Origin of the sequence: Microcoleus sp. AS-A8, from assembly GCA_039962225.1 — a bacterium.
Lineage (GTDB): Bacteria > Cyanobacteriota > Cyanobacteriia > Cyanobacteriales > Coleofasciculaceae > Allocoleopsis.
In genome coordinates, this window is record JAMPKV010000003.1 from 1 (window position 1) to 21,245 (window position 21,245).

Genomic DNA, 21,245 nt, shown 5'->3' on the forward strand with positions numbered 1-21,245 from the left:
AGAAGAATTGTTGAATAAATTGCTAAATGAAGGCGGTCTGATTATTAAATGGGAACGCAAGATTAAAAACAAAGGCAATGCTGTTTATTAAATTTAGCTGCGTAGCAGCTTAGTACCCTTGCGGAGGTCTAGATGGAATTGACAATTGGTTGGCTGTACCCGACCCTAATGAGCACCTACGGCGATCGCGGGAATGTCATCTGCCTCAAACAACGTGCCCAATGGCGAGGCATTAACGTCCAAGTGATGCCCCTTGACCAGCAAACCCCTGCTGAGACGATGCATCAGGTGGATATCTTTATGGGTGGGGGTGCTCAAGACCGACAACAGGAAATCGTCATGCGCGATTTGCGGGGGATTAAAGCGGAAACACTGCGTGAGAAACTAGAAGCCGGAACACCGGGAGTATTTACCTGCGGTGCACCCCAACTCCTGGGTCACTACTACGAACCCGCACTGGGGCAACGGATTGAGGGATTGGGTTTGTTAGATTTTGTCAGTAAACATCCTGGCCCCGATGCCCGTCGTTGCATTGGTAATGTGGTATTTGAGTTAACCGCTTCCCCCTTAGCTCAAGAGTTAGAACTGATGTTAGGGACAAAGCCTGTAGTGATTGGCTTTGAAAATCATGGGGGTCGTACCTATCTAGGCAACGTCGAACCCTTGGGTCGCGTCGTGAAAGGGTACGGGAATAATGGGGAAGACGGGATGGAAGGCGCATTCTATCGAAATGCGATCGCAACCTATTCTCATGGCCCCCTATTACCCAAGAATCCGTTTGTTGCCGATTGGCTGATTCAGACGGCACTCCGGCAGAAGTACCAAACTCCTGTGTCTTTAAAGCCACTGGATGATACTCTAGCCATGCAGGCACGGGACGCGATGTTTAAACGCCTTGCTCTTACTCCCTGAAGTTAAGAAGCCTTGCACTTTTCAAGGCAACAACAAAGCCGCTAAACTACGGAAACGGTGGTTGCTGACAAAACGCAACTTTTTTTGGGTGTCAGCAGCAGGGTCACCACCTCGAATCTCATGCCTCCACAAATGATCGAGCGCAATCTTTGCCATGATTAAGTATGGTTTGCCATAACGTAAATTCGCAACCAGGGCTATGACCGAAAAAGAAATCGATAGTAGTGCCACTGGCCTTCTTGTTCTCATCCTCCCCATCGCATTTTTAATCGTCCTGCTGTTCAAGGCTTGGCCTGTGCTGCTGGTACTGTTGCTTCTGAGTCTGACTCTAAGGATTTGGCAGCAATATCAATGGCAGCAGTTGAGCAAGCGAGTCAATCCCTACTTCAATCAATTAATTAAAGAAAACCAAGGTTGCCTGACAGCACTAGACTTGTCAATGAAGGCCAACCTATCGGGTTCAGCAGCACGGCTGTTTCTGGATAGAAAAGCTGAAGAATTTGCTGCTCAGCGCCGAGAGTATGAAGGTAAGGGTACGGTGTATTACTTTCTGACAGTGAGCGCTCTCGGCAGCCTCTTGGAGGAGAGCGAACCCCCACCTGAGCTAGAAGATGAAGATGATATTGCTACTCTAACCCCAGAATTACCAGCCCCACAACTGATTGAAACGCTGACGCAGAAAGCTCCGCACCCTTCTCATGTTCACAGCGAGTCTTCTATCGGTGAGCGACAAGAGCTTTCTGAACCCCCCATCGCCGAAGAATCCATTTCATCTGTTGAGGTATCCTCAACGGATCAGGTTGAAGTCGATAAAGAAGAATCCGTCTCACCTGTTGAACTAGCCACACCAGAAGAATCCGTCTCATCTGTTGAACTAGCTACGACAGAAGAATCCGTCTCACCTGTTGAACTAGCTACGACAGAAGAATCCGTCTCACCTGTTGAACTAGCTACGACAGAAGAATCCGTCTCATCTGTTGAACTAGCTACGACAGAAGAATCCGTCTCATCTGTTGAACTAGCTACGACAGAAGAATCCGTCTCATCTGTTGAACTAGCTACGACAGAAGAATCCGTCTCATCTGTTGAACTAGCTACGACAGAAGAATCCGTCTCATCTGTTGAACTAGCTACGACAGAAGAATCCGTCTCATCTGTTGAACTAGCTACGACAGAAGAATCCGTCTCATCTGTTGAACTAGCCACGCCAGATCAGGTTGAAACCGACCTCGAACCCTTGAAACAACCACAGTCCGAATCAACGGAATTACTCAAGGAAAAAGAACACTTATACCAAGATGCACCGCCTCAAAACCAGGAAGTTTATAAAGCTCTCATCCAAGCCGAACTAGCAAAGCGGTTGGACGTTCATTCCAGTACGGTCGGGAAACGCAAATCGGACGAAGACTTCCCCGAATGGAGTCAAAGCCGAGATCCAGAGGGAATTGCCTGGGAATACAACCCAGAGGCTAAAGAGTTTGTGCCCATAGAGAAGATTTCATAATCAGAGCCCTAAAGCACTACTGTCAAGCAAGGCTAAGAGAAACATTGTGCAGATAATTTAGGGTGTCATTCTCTTGCTTCCCTACTCGACGGGACATAAGAGGTCATGCCAATTCCGGGCTGACTACCCCTTTTTTCATTTAGTCCCCGTTAGCGAAGCGAACCGAAAGCTAGGCGGACTGTGTTGGTGTAGGTGCTACTTTCCGGATACTCTTGGTCAATTGACGAGGGGGCTGACCCCTCCCTGCTTCGGGGAGGGGCTTTTATCGAACTTTTAATGAATACATATTAAGGATTGACATCTATCCAAAGATAGAAATTTATAATAAACCCTAAAGTGATATAGAGCAATACGATTTATATAGTTTCTGTTCTGTGTCGGGCAATAATGAAAAGACTCGTAATTGGATATTTATCCCAGTTGGTTTAGGGTTTTTGCTCGTCATCGTGTTAGTACTGGGTATCTTTTTTCGATTTGTCAACCTTAACCAGAAAGTCTACTGGTTTGATGAGATTCCTCGAAGGGAGAGGGAAATTCACAAATTACACTCACTGATTTTCTATTGTGAACAGAAGAGAATTCTTGCAACTGACAGCAGGCAGCTTCATGGGGAATATAGCCTTGAGCAACCAGATTTCCCATACACTAGCTTCAATCAATCAGAAGACCCACCTAACAAGACCCGTTGAAGCGAAATTCATCTGGTATGATGCTATAGGCTCAGGACGTAACTTATACGGTCTTTTCCGTAAATCGCTTCAAATTCAAGGAAAAGTTAAAGCCGCTGTTTTCAGCGTGTTTGCTGATACAGCCTACCAGCTTTTTGTTAATGGCGAATTTGTTGAATTCGGGCCTGTCCGCTTCGATCCGAGATTTCCTCTGTACGATACCCACGATCTCAGTAAATATCTACAGTCTGGAAAAAACGTTATTGCTGTCCGAGTCAATTACTTCGGTCTCAAAACATATAAATCTATTCCGGCTCGAGCTGGATGGATTGGTTGGGGTACTGTCGAGTCAGACGCCAGTAAACCTATATCACTGCATACCAAGGAAGGGTTATGGCGTAGCAAGCCTGACAAAGCACGTTGGCGTTACGCTTCCAAAACAAGTTTCGCCTTAAACGCTGCCGACCTGTTCGATCAAAGCCACGAGGAACAGAACTGGAAAGAGATTGATTTCAGCGACGACCACTGGCCTGAAGCAGTGGAATTAGCAAAACAGGAGACTTGGGGAACTCTGGCACCAAGGTCTATTCCGTATATGTCCGGGAAAATTATTTCTATTCCTGCGATCGCCTTGACATTACCTTTGGAAAAACATGAAGATTGGTATTCCTTTTCCGTACCAATATCTCACTATTTTGAAGAATATCAAGCAGAATTTAGCAATTTTATTGCCTATACTACCTGGATTTACTCGCCCGTGGAGCAGGTCATAACTGCTGGTGTTTTTTGGGGCGAAAACTGGCTCAACGGTAAGGAAATTCCACGCGGAATTGAGTCTGTCGATAAGAGCCTACGTATTAATCAGCGTTGGGAATTAAAGGCAGGATGGAATCATTTATTTGGCAAGGTTGGTGCCTATTATGATATCCTGCACCAATATTTCGCCTTGCCCCAAGGGAAGGGTCTGATTCTTTGTGCCGACAAAAACCCCAATTCACTCTATACGTTTAAACATTCCCCTGTTCTGAGGGCTGCGGAATTTGAAAAACATCTCAAAGACAAGCCTCTGCCCTACTCCTCAGAGGAAACACTCGCTAAAATCGGCGGATGGGTTTTGGTAACAAAGGATGAGAACGCTCACAGTCCCTGTCGCGAAACCAGCTGGGATGATTATGGTGAGCCGCTTGAAACCCTTACACCGAAGACATTGCAGGGTCATGTTTTTCGGTTACGGGATTATCCATACGGCTTTTCCATTTTGATGGATATGGGTCACATGCATCTGGGTTTTCCTCGCCTCCAACTCGAAGGTGTGCGGGGCGCGATTATTGACCTAACGTACAGTGAACATCTCAATCCAAACAAGGCATATCTGGGTCACACTCATTTTTATTCCAGTGGCGATCGCATATTGTGCAGCCGAGAGTTTGTGGATTGGTTCCCCAGTCATCCACGCGGCATACGATACTTCAAAGTTACAGTCCGCAATATAACAGCAGATGTGACCCTCAAGTCCATCTCCCTGCGATTAGCGAACTATCCGGTGAAATCAAAGGGTTGGTTCCGCTGTTCTGATCCAGTTCTCAATGAAGTCTGGCTGATGGGACAGCGCACACAAGCCGCCAACATGGAGGATGCATATATTGACACTCCAGGAAGGGAACGCGGCATGTATGGGTGGGATACTATCATCCAGTACCATGTCAACCTGGCTACGTTCGGCGACCAAGCCCTAATGCAGCGCTGCCTGGAACTGTACGGTCAATCGCCCGATGCGACAGGTAAATTTCGTGCTGTGTACCCGAACACGGGAGACTATACCATTGCCGATTTTGCTTTAAACATGGTGGAAGGTTACCGGGCTTATTACGAACAAACCAGTGATACCCACCGCATCCAGATAGACTGGGAAGCAATCATGAAAAACCTACAATGGTTTCACGAGCTCGCTGATGAACACAACCATCTGCTGCTGGATGCCGAATGGCATACCCGTCAGAATGTTCCGGCTGAGTATAGCTTCGTCGGAGATCCGGGTACTGTAAAAAATTATATGGACAAGACGGGTATTCACTGCGTGTTCAGCTGCAACTACCTCATTGCCTTACAAAGTGCCGTGATACTCGCTCAAGCCATTGGCAAACAGGAAGACGCGCAAGTTCTGCAAAAACGGGTGGACATCCTCTCTCGGACAATTCCAGAGCGCTTTTGGAATCCTAAGAAGGAGTGTTTTAGCGACAATCTAAAGCATACTACCCATTCGGCTCATGCCAGTCTATTTGCAGTTCGGGCTGGTGTTGTCAATGCCAATCAACTCCCATCAGTCCGGAAACACGTCGCCCACGAACTCCGTTCCCTGTTCGTCAATGGCTTTGACCCTTCCGACGGAGCTCTCGTAGCACCCAGTTTTGCGTTTTTCATTCTCGACGGTCTTTATAAGGCCGGGTTGGAGGAAATAGCCGAAAACATGATGCGGCAGGGTTGGGGGTGGGTGCTAGCTCAGGGATTGAAAACTTGCCCGGAATATTTCTCTATCTCGCCCAAATTAAGTTTGTGTCACGCTTGGTCAGCAAGCCCGACCTACTATCTCTCGAAGTACATTCTAGGGGTACATTTCCCCAAAGCACCAGATTTAGATATCGTGGAAATTCGAGTGCAAACCCAGAGTATTACACAAGCTGAAGGTGCTTTCCCGCATCCAAAAGGCTTGATAGAGGTAAAATGGCACACTGAAAACGGCAAGCGGATTTTTGACAAGGTCAAAGCACCAGAAGGTGTTGAAATCCGCTTAGCCTCATCTTGACTTCTCCTCGCTTTACGATTTACTTTCTTCGGAGCCACAAGATTACCTATCTCTAGGTTTCCCTATGCGTACTCTGTGGTTCATCAAAAAATAGGTACTTTTTGAGCTGTGAGCGAGAAGGGAAAAAGCAGACATGCTATCAGTTAAGGCGGGATAGTTCCTTTAACTCCTCCCCCTTCACTCTAACTTCCTCACTCTTGGCTTTCTCGGAACGCCCCATACCAGCCGTCAGAGCGTAACTTTGAGCCAACAGTCGTAACCACAGTGCCGGATTTCGCTTTTCAATCCAAGGCTGTAGACGCCGAACAACGCTGGGAAACCAACCCTTGAGTAAGCCACTGACTAAGGCGTATCCTGTAAAACTGAGGTAACTGCCTAGCCAACGAAAGATATCCTTGGTACCCGCCATTTGCCAAATCCAGGGTAAGAGAGCGGGGTTTCGTCTTGCCGCCTTCAGAGCCAGCCGATTGAATGTTAGCCAGCCAAAACGGTCTTTAATGAAATCATCAGCGATTTGGGGGGGTTCGTCTGCCAACAGCCCAAAGAAGGTATTCAGCATAGCGTTGACTCGCTGGGGTGGGAAATGACGACCGGTCGGCACCATCATGCCTTTAGAAAACAGCCAAGTGACGGAAACGTTGCTTTGATAAGCGCGAATCTGGTTTAAATCCCTGGCACTCAGCAGATTATGCCGCAACGCTGTGTCCAAAAGGTCAGTTAAGCGATAAAGGTTGCGGACAAGGGAGCCAAAGCCGGTGAAGACGAGGGGAGACTGGAGTGAGGCGGCGTCGCCCAGAGCAATGAGTCGATCAAAAGCTACAGTGCGATCGCGACTGCCTACACTAAAATGACCTGGAATATAACCAAATGTTGGTTTCTTCCACACCAGCTTTTTCATATCACATCTGCGGTACTCTGGCAGAATTGTGAAAAAATCTTCATACATCTCCAGCAACGAACCGGGATTCTCAGGATTCACCTGATGGTAATGGAACAGATAGATGGTAAGTTCTTCATCAGCCCCAGGAAACAATTCCCAAATGAGCTGACGCCCGCGTGAGATATCTCCATGACTATTGAGTACGTCACCGTAATGGGAATCCCAGACTCCAGGCTCAAATCCCTTGGCAATCACCGCCCCTACGGTTGGGCAAACACTATCGAACGCACGACCTCCATTCAGTTGCCACGCGATCGGCGATGCAGTCCCCATCGCATCCACTAACAGCCGCCCCCTGGCTTGTCTATCGGATTGGGTAGGTAAGTGTTGCAGCTTAACCATAACTTGATCCGGTTCAATATCGGCGCGGATAAATTCCGTCTCATCCCAGATTTCTCCCCCCGCCCTCTTAAGCTTTTCGCCACACAGCCGCAGCAGTTTCTCAGAATCCATCGCCACATTGAGTACGGTTGGCGTGTGCAGGATGGCGGCTCTCAGGTGAGGTGGATTATTACCATCAAAGAATTTATTAAATCCATCGATGTATTCTCTGGCAATCAAGCCATCAAACTCCGCCGACGTAAATAAACCCAAATCAATCAAGCTTTGGAACTCATCACGGGAAATATTCCACTCCCGGTTCATTCGCCCAAAGGGTAACCGCTCAATCAGCAGCACCCGGTAGCCTCGCTGTGCCATGACTGCCGCATGAATCACACCCAAGGCACCACCAATATAGATAATGTCGTAATTAGGGGTTGAAGGTTGAAGGTTTTGTTCCGAACTTTCAACCTTCAACTGGGTAACTTGCAACTCTTTAAACACCACTTGCTTGGGTTGCTGGGGATTACGAACCCCTTCACGCCACCGCTTCTCCCACCAGTAGACACGGTTGAGGTCATATTCCCCATTGGGCATTCTTTGGAAAAACTCAACGGTCTTGGGATAGTAAGGAGCCAATGCCTCAAAGATTGAGGGTTTGGATACATCCAGGACAGGCGGTTCCGGGTAGTGATAAGGAAATTGATGACGTAGAGCGGTTTCTAGCTGTTGCAGAATTTTGCGTTCGCCAGGAATGGGCGAGGTTCCCCAGCGAAAAGCTTTAAGGTAGGTTGTTCGCTGTACAGACCAGATAAAGATGGAAATTTCCGGAATTGGGGTAGCACCCGTTGTAGGGGTTTGATCGCTGGGGAGTGCATTGTTAAATTTCAAACGGATACCATCCGGGGTGATAATCTTATCCCCAAGCTCGTGTTGCCAGTCCTGCTGTAACCAGGCGCAAACTGTGGCCGTATCCGGTGTAGGTAGTTCTACGTAGAAAAGTTCTTTCATCGTGGTAATCTCATTGACTCATGAATTAAGAGAGAAGACGGAGGTCACAAGCAGGCAAAATGCGCTAAGCTTCCGAATACTGATTTATTTAAGATTAGAAAAAAAACTTTACGTAGTTCTCATTTTTGTTAAATTAAAGGGTGCCATTGTTAACTAGCCATGAATTATCCCATCCCAGCTAACCCTCAAGAAGTTGTTGCCCTGCGTCAAAAGCCGGTTGATGAAGAATTAGTGGCGGCGGCGATCGCGGGTGTAATTCAGATTGCCCGCCAACAGGGGCAGTCTTTAGACGAATTAACCGCCGAAGTTCTAGCAGAAGATGGCTGGCTCGATCCGGCACAAAGACGCTGGCTGAGCGATATTGTTAAGCAAGCCTGGGAAAGTTTGTCCCCAGTTAAAATCTCGGCATAATGCCTCAGTTCCACCAAGAACTGATTTTAGCCTTACCCAAGTAGGCACGAAAACACCGATTGCCAGTAGAGTTGACGATTCAATCTACTGGCAACAGCATAGGCTACTTTAGCCCTATGGGTATTGGCGATAGTCGCTAGATGAAATCCTGGCGCAATAAAGTGTTACGTTTGCTAAGCAAATTTTACAGTTTCTCAGAGAACGGCATAGGCCGATCTAAGTTCAGGTTCTGGGTCTATAACTCCCTTAGCTGATCTGTATCGGTGTACCCACGGACGGGCAATCAAAGGACTTCCAGGCATTACCACCGCGCAGGAAAATCTCCATCCAACAGGTAGAGTCACCTTGAGCATTAGCCCAACCACTGCTCCCCGGTGCAAAGGCTAATTGTCCGGATTCGACGGCAAAGCTGCCATCACTCTTGGTCGCCTCTTGTTCTCTCTCACCCATTCGTAAACGCACGGTTTCGCCGTCTTGCCCATTGCTAATACCATATTTAATGGTAGTTTTCAAGTTTCCGTAGCCATCAATATAGGCAATACAGTTCGGCGGCACATCGGGTATATCGGAAGGGGATATTTCTTCACCTAGAGCATCGGGTTGACCCAACGCGATCGCCCCGGCGGCTTGGGGAAATAGGTCACGCGAACGAAACTGAGAGCCTTCAGCCGCTACAGCCGCCCAGCGCAGATCTTCAGCGAGATCACGCACAAATGAGAAGGCATAACCCGCATTCACACCAATTACGCGCACACCCGTCGGTAGACGTGCGAAAGCCAGGCGCTCACCGGCATTAGCAGTACGCGCCTGTTGATCATCCTCTCGCGGCGCAACGTTATGATAAATGATGGTTCCAGGAGGAGCTTGATTCAAGCCTAACTGGGCGATACAGAATCCCGCAGCTAGGGTAGCAAAAGCCGGGACAGGCGTTAGTACGGGTTCCGCATCCGGGAGATAGAGCTTGATCCGTTGTACGACTTCAGCAAAGGCCAGGTCGCCTAAACCGTAATCGGCAATGATGTGAACGAGCATGAGGTTTATCTTTTATGTATGAGTAAGAGTAGACGCTGCAAAATTGCTGGGTTCTTCCGGGGGAGATGTCGGATTAGAACCAAAGTAAAGGCGACTCAATTCTTCCACAGAAACATCGGTTTGCGGTTGGGGGTTACGGAAGTAGGGATGAATCGGGAGTAACTCAGAAGGCCGACGTGCCGCAGGTTGAGCCACAATCTGCTCAATCAGGGTCAGATAGTATTGGGCGGTACACTCCCAGGTATAGTGTTCCAAAACATGCTGCTGACCACCCGATTGCAACTGTTCCCACATTTGGGCATCACAAACCACCTGCTCAAGTCCCTGCGCTATATCAGCAGGATCTTCTGGGTCAACCAAGACACTATATTCATCATCCCCCTGTTTTAAGCTTTCACTTAAGCCCCCGTTCTGTGTCCCCACCACGGGTAGACCGGCTACTGCGGCCTCCAAAGGACCGAGTCCAAAGGGTTCATAGTAGGACGTGAGGGCGAATACGGAACGGCGTCTGCTCATCAATCGATAGGTCGCCGCTAATGCGGGTTGATCGGGTAATCCAAAGGCACTAATCTTGCCCCACAAGTTGTTTTCGTTCACCACCTCTCGGATGGGGGCTAATACCTCTTGTTCGGTTTGAGAGTCGCTGGCTTCCTCGTGCAGTGGATTATCGAGTCCTGGGGTAATTAGTAGCAGATTGGCTCGTTCCTGTAAAGTTGGGCTGATGGCAAAGGCTTGCACTAAACCTAAGATGTTCTTTTTGGGAGCTAATCGGCTGCTGGCTATGATTACAGGCCACTCGCGCCTTTCCTCAGGAATATCCCGTGCCAATCGTTCCATGACGAGTTGGTATGTCGCTTCCTCATTAGGAGAGCGAACTTCGGAACCGAAAATGGATGAGTCTACTCCTGGCGCAATTACGGCAAAGCGCGCCTTGTGGGAAACCTCGACGGCCCCCTGATAGGCTTGATGAGAGTACTGCTCAAAGCGTTCCTGCCGCGTACTGGTAATATTAACCGCTGAGCGATTCATGCTCAGGCGTTCGGCAATGATGCGGTGTCCGAAATGGAATTGCTCATCGATTTCCCCGATATTTTCTGGGGTAACCTGCCGTTGATCCATCTTCTGGGCACCTAAAGAATGACCCGTAAATGTGAAGGGTACGCCTGTCTTCTCTTCAATCAGAACGCCACAGATTCCTCCATCACCGTAGTGGGTAGTCATCACATCGGGTAAGCCGCCTTGATTTTGATAAAATTTCAGGATGTTGGGTACCCAGTCCGTGACCAAATGAGGCCAGAGCAACTCTTTACGCAAAAATTCTTTAGGGCCAGCCGGTAACCGGATAATGCGGACATTATCCACTCCTGGATAGGCGTCAAAGGGTTCTGCAAATTCGGGCCAGTCGGGGTCGATGATTTGGCGGGTGAGAATATCCACTTTATGACCCTTTTGAGCCATTTCTAGGGCGACTTGCTTGACATAGGTCAGTTGACCGCCAAAATCGGGATGTTCTGATAAGTGACTATCGCCTGGGTCGAAGTTGCCTTGAGGGTTGAGAAATCCAATGTGCATCGCCTAATTCCTAATCAGTCTTGGTTTGGCTGGAGACTTCTGCCTGAAGACGGCGCTAGAAGGGTTTGGCGATTACCTCTAAGACCTGCGAAAGCAGAAACTTTCGCTGCGTCCTCACCCTTTGGGTGGTGTGATGCAGCGCGATCTGCGCTTCGCAGCAGCGCTTCGCTATCGCTAGTCGTCAGACTGTCCGTAAGCGCCAGAAAAAAGTATGTCAGAGGGCGATTTCGCGTTTCCTTGCTTCAAGCCGCCCACTTCGATTCAGGCATTTCCTAATGCTTAAGTTAATCACTAGTGCCAATGGCTCACCTATACCAAATGACATAAAGCGAGCGTCTGGCTGAGGAAAAATCAGGTCTAGCTTCGGGGGTACAACTTTAGGGCATTACCGAGTCGTAGCCAATATGTCTCAGGCCATAGTTAAGACGCTGGCTACAACGGGTACATCGGCAACAACAACGTCTCTTCTATTTTCTGCTGCACTTTTGATGTCATCTGACTATTACTCTTCAGGCACTCCACTAGCAACTTGTTGCCATTGTTATATTGCTCTAACAACAATTGTGAGGCTTCGCTCAAGTGCCATTCGTGACCGATATTGCGCTGCTCAATCATCACGCCTCTGAATTGAGAAACCCAAGATTGACCGTTCAGTTTCCACCATTGCTGGACACTTTCTGAGCCTTCTTCTGGATGAGGTAACTGATTTTTCAGTTGCCGCAGTAAGCTCCCTATGGGTTTAACCCCTGTCAAGTAATCCAGCTCAAGGGCAAGATGCAGAGCCGTGAGCCGATTATGAATCAGGTCTGGGGTCAGAGTCAAAGCAACCGCTAAAGCATGAGTCAGAGCCAAATCCAGAGCGAGTTCACCCTCTACTTCACTGGCTAAAGAGCGATCAATCACCAACGCTAAAGCCTGATCACGAGCCAATCGGTGTTCCGTAGGAAGCGCTAGGGTTAAGTAGAAGGCGCGGACAGCCGCAGGTTTATAGGGTGTTTTTACGTCTAAAGATTTCTGCATCACCCAGTTGAGGTAAGGTTGCAATGCCTCTCCTGCCTTAGTGATACCTGGAGACCGATTAGCGGCTAATGCACCTGCCATCGGCGACTCACTGCCTTCTGCGGCTACCACCGTGATCATGGGGATTTGAGGTGCACACACCAAGGCATCAACTTGTTGCTTCATGAGTTGCAACAGTTCATCGGCATCGGGCAATAACTGTGCGGTGAGTAGAAATATTTCGCGCCAACGGTTCTCTGTCAGGTGCCTTACTAACTGTTGTAAAGACAAATGTGTACCCACAATCATCGCTCTCGCCGTCAAATATTCTTGAAAGGTTAAATGAGAGAAAGAGTAAATCCCTCGCGCTCGCTCCACTAAAAGGCCATGCTGTGCCTCAATCGCCTTCAAGACAGCCGCACTATCAATTTGTAGGGCAGACTCATCAACTGGAGCCTTGGATAAGGTGCGTAAATAATCGGCAATGAGATGCTCAAGCCTACTCTCTTCAAAGAAAGAGTCTCCTTGAGAAAAGGTAATTGCCGCTAACTGACTGAGTAATTGAAGCTTGTGCGGTAATGATAAATTCCGATAAACCTCATCTCGCTTGACACCTCTGGCTTCGTCCCAGCGAATCAGAAGTAAATCAAGTCCTAGTTTATAAAGATCAGATCGTCGAAGGGGGAAATCCGCCTTGGATTGGAACACCAAGCAGGCAAGATTGAGCAAGACTGGTGTTATCGCGAGTTCTCTAATTTGCTGATTTTGTGGAACCGCTAGTTGTTCGAGAAATAAAGCTGCTTTTTGTAACCCCAATTGGGGTGAATTTCGAGCCATGGCGACAAACCACTTTTTGGCAAAGGCTTCAATTTGCAAGGGCTTGAAATCAGCAATTTCGACTTCAGTAAATCCTCGAAATCGGTACTCTTGAGCCGCAATGCGGCAAGTGATCACGAGTTGATTTTTGTAAGACTTCTCAGACAGCTTGCGAATTTGCTTAATCACTTGATCACTGGTGGCCTCTGGCACTTCATCCAAGCCGTCCAACAAAATCAAAAGTCTGCCCTGAGAGAGGAGAATTTCAACATCTTGCTCAGCAACTCCCGCTTGATAAAAGTCTAGATGGATAGAGTCTAATAAACTGAAATTTCCTGCGTCTAGACCATCCTCAGCGAAGTTTTTTAGGGGAATAAACACGGGGACAACATGGGATTGAAAATGACCTTGATTGCACTGAATAGCTAGATGTTGTAAAAAAGTAGTCTTACCAGCTCCGGGTTTACCGAGTACCATCAACTTGGTATACCGCTCAACGGCTTTAATCCCAGGGACTGCTTCGACGCGAACTTTACCCAAGCCTAAGCGGTCAAATTCTTGGGGTTGGAAGTCTTGTAAATCAGAAAAATCTAGCCATCGTTGGCTAGTAATTTCTTCGAGAATATTGACATCTACATACAGATCTTCTATATCAATAGGCCGTGAAATATCAAGTAGGTGAAGGGTGCCGCATTGGTCTTGAATTTTGTCGTAGCGCTCTTGTCGAACTTTGGTGACTAGAAGGTCAAGTTCGCTTTTAGGGTCTGGAATGTTTGGCTCGGATGGTGCCTCAAAATCGGTGGGTAAAGCTGCAATTTCTTCAAAATTAAGATTTAACCGAAAGCAGATTTCGGTAAAAACATTTCGGTCGATGGGTTTACCGGAAAAAAATTTCCAAATGGGTTGGCGAGTTTCTAAGCCGACTTCAGCCGCCAAATATTCCTGCGTCCATCCTGTTCGCAGAAAAGCCTGTTTGGCTTTCTTGATGCCTTCTGGTGATGCCTGAAGCGATCGCCTTGCCATAAACCCATCCTAAATTTTTTCTGATTATGCGTTGGCTGACAACATATACATCAAGTCAAACACTGGCGCAAACGCTAGCGCAAACATCTGAGCTTTAGACTGACCTTAAGAAACAGAGCCAAGCTACCTCTTTATTACACCTGCCTAGCTATGAACCGTCAGACTCTGCGAATCTTACTCGAAGCAGTTGCCGTCACGCTTTGCCTCTCTATTATCGTCGGGCAACAGTCTGAGGCTAAAATCACCTCTACAGCCACCGCACCTACGTTCCACAACGCTTTCAATCGGGGTACCACGCTATGGCTTGGACAAGCGGCTACTACCTCTGAGGGAAAAGGCTCTGCAACACATTTTGACAGCGATGGTGTGGTTGAACAGTAACCTCAAGGAACACATTGACGGCCCATCAATGGACAGAGGTGATAGTAGCACCCGTTGTGTCAATTTATTATTGCTATACACAGGTGCAGTCAAACGCAGTACTTGCTCTTTCCCATCATCTCCTCATCTAACTGATCTACTATCTTTGAACACAACTCGGTATCAGGGGCATCGACCGAATCCACAACTCTAAAAAAAGTTGGTTCAGTCTATGCTTCAAATCTGTCTACAAGTTGTGAAACACTAGTACTGTGGAAAAATCGCTCAACTGATAGCCAAAAAATGAATATACGCATTGGTAATGGTTACGATATCCATCAACTCGTTACAGGACGCCCATTGATTTTGGGTGGCATAGAAATTGCCCATGAGATGGGGTTACTCGGTCATAGTGATGCCGACGTTTTGACTCACTCGATTATGGACGCGATGCTGGGCGCTTTGAGTTTAGGGGATATTGGTCATTACTTCCCTCCCACTGACCCAAAGTGGGCAGGGGCAGATAGTGTAGTTTTACTGAGTCAGGTCAATCAACTCATCCACACCCACGGCTTTTCCATTGGGAATATTGACTCTGTGATTGTGGCCGAACGTCCGAAGCTAAAGCCCCATCTTAAGGCTATGCGCGATTGCCTCAGTTCCACACTAGAATTACAACCTGATCAAATCAGCATCAAGGCAACCACAAACGAGAAGTTAGGCCCCGTAGGACGAGAAGAGGGAATTGCTGCCTATGCAGTAGCGTTATTGGTGGCTCGTTAAGCTGAGTTTCTTGCTCAGAAAGATCGTCATCCCGATTTAGAGCTAAGTTTAATTTTTCATTGATGGCTTAACTTACATGCGGGATGTTTCATTTCAAATTCACTCTTGAATTGCAGGGCTTCACTTAAACTGGAGAAGCTAGCAATTAAAATCCAGATACCACCCCTGTTGACCAAATCGTTAATCATGATCTTCCCTTTATATTGGGCAACCATTGCTAAAAAGTCGGCCTCAATTCGATTGTACTCCTGACCTGAACCCTGAAAGGAAACAGTGGTTTTCGTTGATTTTTTGCTTTGAGGTTCAGTTATTTTATCGGTAGCTGACCACTCATTTTGATAGTCTTTCAAACGTTTGTTTAATGTTTCATAGTTATCTTGTGAAGGATAACTGAGAAAACTAGCATAAGCACTTGTCAAAGCCGCTAACTTGTGGCAGGTTGGAATGTTCATGTTTCAATAAAAATTTCTATTTGGGAACCTAAATTTTTTCACTTTGTATCTGCTGATGTTTGATGGGAATTTCTATGACAAACTCAGCGCCTTGTCCGGGTGCTGAATTACACCGCAGATGGCCTCCGTGTTTCTCAACAATGATCTGGTAGCTGATGGCTAAACCCAAACCCGTTCCTTTACCCACCGCCTTGGTGGTAAAAAATGGGTCAAATAACTGCTGCTGTGTCTTTTGCGTCATTCCAATCCCATTATCGGCGATGCGAATAAAGAGGTGAGTGGGCGAAATAGTAGGGGAGTGAACGGATGAACGGATATTTCGGGAGGAGGTGAGGGGGGATGCGAAGTAATTGGCTGGAGAATACCCCGTGTCTCCTTCAGGTTCTCTTCTCTCCTGTTCGCATAAATTCTGATCTCTCTGTTGATTGTCCTCAACGATACCCGTGGTAATTGTGATAGTGGGTGGCGAATGAGTGACAGTTTCCTCTTGAGTACTATGAGCCTCTAAAGACTGACGTCTGCTTTTTTCCTCTACAGCATCGATGGCATTGCTCAGCAAATTCATGAATACCTGATTGAGCTGTCCTGGATAGCACTCCACTAGGGGTAAGTAGCCATACTCTTTAATCACGGAGATAGCCGGAGAACCAGGCTTCCCTTTGAGCCGATTTTGCAGAATCATCAGGGTGCTTTCAATGCCTGAGTGAATGTCTACCTCTTTGCTTTCCGACTCATCTAAGCGGGAAAATGTGCGTAGCGATCGCACGATCTCCCGAATGCGCTCAGCACCGATCTTCATCGAGTCCTGAAGTTGGGTCAGGTCAGTAATCAAGAAATCGAAGTCAATGGCTTCCATATACTCTTGAATCATCCCCGGAGGATGGGGGTAGGCGGCACGATACAGTGCCACTAAACCCAAGAGTTCTTGAAAATACCCTTGAGCATGGATGAGATTGCCGTAAATGAAGTTAACCGGATTGTTAATTTCGTGAGCCACACCCGCCACTAGCTGACCCAGACTCGACATTTTTTCACTCTGAATCAACTGAGCTTGAGTTCGTTGTAACTGGTGCAGGGTTTGTTGCAATTGGGTGGCTTTCTCTTGGGCTTCCTGAGTGGCTCTGCGGCTAGCGGCATAAAGCTCAGCCTGTTTAATCGCAATCAGAAGTTGAGCTTTCACCGCTTGTAAGAGCTCCAATTCCCAATCCGTCCAAGGTCGAGCCTCTTGATTATGAATACAGTTGATCACACCAATTGTTCCTGAAGGTGTCTGCATCGGCAACGACAAGGCGGAAGTACAGCTAAGAGAACGAATAAACGACTGAAAAATCGGGTCACTAATCGTCTCGACATTATCGATGCGGAGAATTTCCAGATTCAGCAGCTTTTGGTTAAGTGGACCAATTAAATTAGCGGGATAGCGACCGGTACGATCCGCACAATCAGGATTGCGCGCTTCTTTAACGACTTCCCAATAGGATCGGTGCTCATAAGCGTAATACCAAGCAAACTGGCAGCGATCAATTTGCAACAACTGACGGATTTCTCGGACGGCGGTTTCGAGAATCGTGTTCAAGTCCAACGATCTGCGGATTTGATTAGACAACCGATTAAGCAGTTCTTCCCGCTGCGCTCGTTGTCGTAATTTGGCTTCTGAGTCCCGCAAGGCTGCTTCAGCCGCTTTCCGATCACTGATGTCTTGGACAACACATAGGAAGTATTGAGGCAGGAGTGTCACACGTCCCGCAGCGCTATCGCCTTGAGGAGTATGCACCAAGGATGCCGTAATTTCTACCCAAATCGGCTCACCATCTTTGCGGAGGTAGCGCTTTTCCAAGGAATAGGTTTCAATTTCACCCATTAACAGCGATCGCAAATACTTCCGATCCACCGCTCGATCATCCGGGTGGGTTATATCCTGAAGCGTTCGTTGCAATATTTCCTCACGGGTATAGCCAACAATATCGCAAAACTTCTGATTGACCCGGACAAACGAGCCGTCCAGTTCGGCGTGGGTAATGCCAACAGCCGCTTGCTCAAAGGTGGCACGAAAACGTTCTTCACTCTCACGCAATGCCGCTCCGATTTGTTTGCGCTTGGTGATATCAATAAAAGAAACGACCGCTGCATAAGGGGTCGTTTCCTTGGGGCCAAATAGAGGTTGTGAATTGAGGCTGAGCCAAGTCAGGCTGCTGTCAGGCTTGTAAAGACCGATGATTACATCCGTAAAAGATTGCCCATGACGTAGCGTCAAATGGAGTGGATGTTCCTCCCTAGAAATAGCCTCCCCCTCTTCCGTAATGATCAACCAGTGTGACTCAATCAACGTCCGTCCTAGCAGTTGATCAGCGGGCACCCCCAAAATACGTTCGGCAGCCGCATTGCAGGTGCGAATTACCCCATTAGCATCTTGTAAGATAATGCCCTCTGCCATGGCGGCAATCAAGGAGCGATACCGTTGTTCAGATTCCTGCTGCAACGCTTGTGCCTGCTGGCGCTCCGCAATCTCCTGCTGTAGCTGTTCAATTGTGTTACTAAGAAAACCCGTCCCCCAAATTCCTTGTGTTACTGTTTCTCTAAACCAACAATAACTATTGTCACTTTGGGAATCGGGTACTTCAGCGATGGATGGACTTTCTGGGAATTCGGTAAACATCATAATTCCACCCATCTCACCGTTACGGGTGCGCCAAGGCTGGATTTCCCACTTCACTCTTTGGCGAGAACCGTCAGGTTTAATGAAATAAGCTGAGTCGCCGAGCTGAGTTTCCCCCGCTAAAGCCAAAGCGAAAATTTTTCGCCATCGATCCAGCGAGTGAGGAGAGCTAGAAGTGACTACTGGAGCTTTAGTCCAAGGATGTAGGGGTGTTAGACCCTTGGGATCTTCCCTGGAGGTGTTCTCCAAGGATAGTCCGCAGGGGGAGGAGTGAGGAGATGACACTTTCCCTGGCTCATGCAGCAGCAGGGGAAATATTTTGTAATATTCGCGACCCACAAGGTCTTCATTTTCCAGAGCGTAATCTATCAGCCACCGACGAGACGTGAGCAAGTAACGCAGCTCACAATCGAGCATGGCTACAGCAGCAGGCATGTGTTCTACAAAGGCAGAAAACAGCTCTAAGTTAGCTAACACCGAGGGTTGATCTTCAAGTTGCATTCATCAAACGCTCAATTGTAGAAAATTTCGCCCTGAGTCTCTATTTTATGGAAGGGATTGGGTTAGAGTAGCGCATCTATAAGGGTCTTCCTACTCAGATTAACCCTTCACAAGGCATCTAAAACGCTATACTCATGCATAACTTCATTAATAAATTTTCATTTGAAAAGCGGCGAAATAGCTATTGCCAAAAGTATATTAATTTTACAATTCTAGTTCTAAGAGAAAATGGGCTTGCCAAAGATTAGTACATTCAAACACAAAATCATAAAATTAATCAGCAAGTTTAATATCTCTGAGCAGGGAATTAATTGAGGACGCTGAGCAGGGAAGGTTCGGCCAACGCCTGAATCCTATGTATGATCATTCACCGAAAAGGCCAACCGGAACTCATACGAGGACAGAAGGCTCTTATGCTTTGATGAATGCCTTCGACATGGAGTCCGCAACTAGCCAGGAACTCTCGGTATGAAGGCTATAAACAAATCTTCGATTGGGTGGCTCCCCATTGAGAGGGGTTACAATCCCGCAACAATTGCGGCATAAGAGCCTTCCTTCTTTGACCTTCTGCCTTCTTGAACTCTGCCATAGGGTCGAAGTTCAGGGAAGGCCAGACTTTGGTCAGGAGAATTGTATGAAATCCTACCTAGCAGCGAGTCAGAGTGGGACTCAAATCGTCAACGATGGGAAAATGAGTGAGTTGATGATACTTATTACAAGAGCTTGCCTTCTGGCAAAATCCGGTTAAGCACAAATCCATACTAATTTGTCTATGAATGACTCGGCTTTGGCGATAGGAAATCAGGACACAGTAGCGTCCGGCACCCAAACCCCTACGGACTGGTCAACCCTACTGCAACAGCTCCTCGACCGACAATCTTTATCTCAGCCTCAGGCATCACAGCTCATGCAGGGATGGCTTCATGAAGAAATTCCAGAGGTTTTATCCGGCGCGATTCTCGCCGCTATCGAAACTAAAGGTGTGTCCCCCTCAGAACTAGCCGGGATGGCTCAGGTTTTACAAGATCAATCGTTACAGAAGATGGCGATTGAACACAAGGTTCCAGTCATTGATACGTGTGGTACAGGTGGGGATGGAGCCTCAACGTTTAATATCTCTACAGCCGTGGCTTTTGTTGCGGCTGCCGCAGATGTTCGGGTTGCCAAGCACGGTAATCGTTCTGCTTCTAGCAAAGTGGGTTCGGCAGATGTTTTGGAAGCATTGGGCGTTAACCTCACTGCCGAGACGGAAAAGGTAGTGGCTGCGTTATATGAAGTCGGTGTGACGTTCTTGTTTGCGCGGGGTTGGCACCCAGCGCTGAAGGTGGTAGCTCCCCTGCGGCAAACACTGAAGGTGCGGACAATATTTAATCTTTTGGGTCCGCTCGTCAATCCGTTACGTCCTACCGGTCAAATCGTTGGGGTCTGTGACCCACAACTGGTGACAACTATTGCCCAAGCTTTGTGTCAAATGGGAACCCCAAAGGCTATTGTCCTGCATGGACGGGAAAAATTGGATGAGGCGGGATTAGCCGACGAAACTGACTTAGCATTGTTGTCACAAGGCGAAGTGCAATTGTCAACCCTAAATCCTGAACAGCTTGGTTTAACACCAGCACCAACGGGGGCACTACGAGGCGGAAATGTAGAGGAAAATGCGCTGATATTGCGGCATGTCTTGCAAGGGAAGGGAACAACAGCCCAGCAGGATGCTGTAGCCTTGAATGCCTCCTTAGCTCTGCAAGTCGGCGGTATGATTCCACTAGAAGACCATCAAGCTGGGATTGAGATAGCTAAGGATATTATCGATAGCGGTGCCGCTTGGTCGAAGCTAGAGCAGTTAATTAAGTTTTTAGGGAGTGGCGATTAGGGATTGGGAATGAAAACCCATGTGATTATTCAGGTAAAGGTTGCTTGAAACCTCAATAGGATTGCTTATAGCACCGCCCAAAGGGCGATCGCATTCTTGCTCGACTCGTTGAAGCCGTGAGAGGCGATCGCTCTTTTCTGGAATACGACCCATGCCGCTTTACCGCAGATGAGTATCATAAGATACATAAATTTTAAATTGATGGTATTTATGGTGGGCAGATAATTGTAAGTCATCAAGGAACATCAGGGGAGCTAACTCATGTATGACCTTATTGGCGCTGCAATGGTTATTGCACTTGAAACTGGCTCAGTGCAAACCCACAACCACAACCTTGACAAAACGACTTCTATCCCCTCAGAAGTGCAAGAGCCTCACCTTCAAACGATTATCCTCGCTTCACCTCAACCTAATGAAGACTTGCAAGACATTCTCAAATCCTACCTGGGGGAAGATAGAACGCTTTCTGACTTAACGGCAGCGCGGGATGCTTTAATTGAAGCCTATCGCAATCAGCCGCACAACTCTAGACCGTCAAACCCTAGACATTGGCTTGGACTATCGCCTGTTTGAGAATACTGTAAACTTTTTTGGAGAGAATCTGGGGGTGG

15 protein-coding genes are annotated in these 21,245 nt (G+C 47.6%); 8 read left to right on the forward strand and 7 right to left on the reverse strand.

What is annotated here, in order from left to right; all coding sequences use genetic code 11:
• The first annotated feature begins 132 nt into the window (after positions 1-132).
• The 3 genes from NDI48_05560 (at position 133) to NDI48_05570 (ending at position 5,887) form a co-directional block, all read left to right on the forward strand.
• Positions 133-912, forward strand: coding sequence for a type 1 glutamine amidotransferase (locus NDI48_05560; protein MEP0830673.1), 780 nt, complete (start codon positions 133-135; stop codon positions 910-912).
• Between the two features lie 199 nt (positions 913-1,111).
• The gene (locus NDI48_05565; GenBank protein ID MEP0830674.1) at positions 1,112-2,416 is read left to right on the forward strand and encodes a hypothetical protein; all 1,305 of its coding nucleotides are present in this window, start codon (positions 1,112-1,114) and stop codon (positions 2,414-2,416) included.
• Between the two features lie 564 nt (positions 2,417-2,980).
• A complete protein-coding gene (locus NDI48_05570; GenBank protein ID MEP0830675.1) occupies positions 2,981-5,887 on the forward strand; it encodes a family 78 glycoside hydrolase catalytic domain in 2,907 nt (968 codons plus the stop codon).
• Between the two features lie 139 nt (positions 5,888-6,026).
• Here NDI48_05570 and NDI48_05575 read toward each other — a convergent pair whose 3' ends face one another.
• Positions 6,027-8,159: a flavin-dependent dehydrogenase gene (locus NDI48_05575; protein MEP0830676.1), complete on the reverse strand. Its 2,133-nt coding sequence runs from the start codon at positions 8,157-8,159 to the stop codon at positions 6,027-6,029.
• Between the two features lie 159 nt (positions 8,160-8,318).
• Between NDI48_05575 and NDI48_05580 the strand changes: the two genes are divergently transcribed.
• Positions 8,319-8,570, forward strand: a complete 252-nt coding sequence (locus tag NDI48_05580; GenBank protein MEP0830677.1) for a hypothetical protein — start codon at positions 8,319-8,321, stop codon at positions 8,568-8,570.
• Positions 8,571-8,816: 246 nt separating this feature from the next.
• On the opposite strand, the gene NDI48_05585 is transcribed toward NDI48_05580, so the two are convergent.
• From NDI48_05585 to NDI48_05595, 3 genes are all read right to left on the reverse strand, one after another.
• On the reverse strand, positions 8,817-9,602 hold the full coding sequence (locus NDI48_05585) for an SAM-dependent chlorinase/fluorinase (protein MEP0830678.1): 786 nt from the start codon (positions 9,600-9,602) through the stop codon (positions 8,817-8,819).
• 12 nt (positions 9,603-9,614) lie between these two features.
• Positions 9,615-11,174, reverse strand: coding sequence for a glycosyltransferase (locus NDI48_05590; protein ID MEP0830679.1), 1,560 nt, complete (start codon positions 11,172-11,174; stop codon positions 9,615-9,617).
• Between the two features lie 432 nt (positions 11,175-11,606).
• Positions 11,607-14,012 carry an NACHT domain-containing NTPase gene (locus NDI48_05595; protein MEP0830680.1) on the reverse strand — a complete coding sequence of 802 codons (2,406 nt, stop codon included), beginning with the start codon at positions 14,010-14,012 and terminating at the stop codon, positions 11,607-11,609.
• A gap of 150 nt (positions 14,013-14,162) precedes the next feature.
• On the opposite strand from NDI48_05595, the gene NDI48_05600 reads away from it, so the two are divergent.
• Complete coding sequence (locus tag NDI48_05600) at positions 14,163-14,393, forward strand: hypothetical protein (protein MEP0830681.1); 231 nt, start codon at positions 14,163-14,165, stop codon at positions 14,391-14,393.
• A 282-nt stretch (positions 14,394-14,675) separates the two neighbouring features.
• Positions 14,676-15,155: a 2-C-methyl-D-erythritol 2,4-cyclodiphosphate synthase gene (ispF, locus tag NDI48_05605; GenBank protein MEP0830682.1), complete on the forward strand. Its 480-nt coding sequence runs from the start codon at positions 14,676-14,678 to the stop codon at positions 15,153-15,155.
• A gap of 56 nt (positions 15,156-15,211) precedes the next feature.
• On the opposite strand, the gene NDI48_05610 is transcribed toward ispF, so the two are convergent.
• Both NDI48_05610 and NDI48_05615 read right to left on the reverse strand, forming a co-directional pair.
• On the reverse strand, positions 15,212-15,607 hold the full coding sequence (locus tag NDI48_05610; GenBank protein ID MEP0830683.1) for a hypothetical protein: 396 nt from the start codon (positions 15,605-15,607) through the stop codon (positions 15,212-15,214).
• 28 nt (positions 15,608-15,635) lie between these two features.
• The gene (locus tag NDI48_05615; GenBank protein MEP0830684.1) at positions 15,636-18,764 is read right to left on the reverse strand and encodes a PAS domain S-box protein; all 3,129 of its coding nucleotides are present in this window, start codon (positions 18,762-18,764) and stop codon (positions 15,636-15,638) included.
• 772 nt (positions 18,765-19,536) lie between these two features.
• On the opposite strand from NDI48_05615, the gene trpD reads away from it, so the two are divergent.
• On the forward strand, positions 19,537-20,634 hold the full coding sequence (gene trpD / locus NDI48_05620) for an anthranilate phosphoribosyltransferase (protein MEP0830685.1): 1,098 nt from the start codon (positions 19,537-19,539) through the stop codon (positions 20,632-20,634).
• Here trpD and NDI48_05625 read toward each other — a convergent pair.
• Complete coding sequence (locus NDI48_05625; GenBank protein MEP0830686.1) at positions 20,617-20,787, reverse strand: hypothetical protein; 171 nt, start codon at positions 20,785-20,787, stop codon at positions 20,617-20,619. The two genes, trpD and NDI48_05625, sit on opposite strands and share 18 nt — an antisense overlap.
• Before the next feature lie 108 nt (positions 20,788-20,895).
• Between NDI48_05625 and NDI48_05630 the strand changes: the two genes are divergently transcribed.
• Complete coding sequence (locus tag NDI48_05630; GenBank protein ID MEP0830687.1) at positions 20,896-21,207, forward strand: hypothetical protein; 312 nt, start codon at positions 20,896-20,898, stop codon at positions 21,205-21,207.
• Positions 21,208-21,245: the final 38 nt, after the last annotated feature.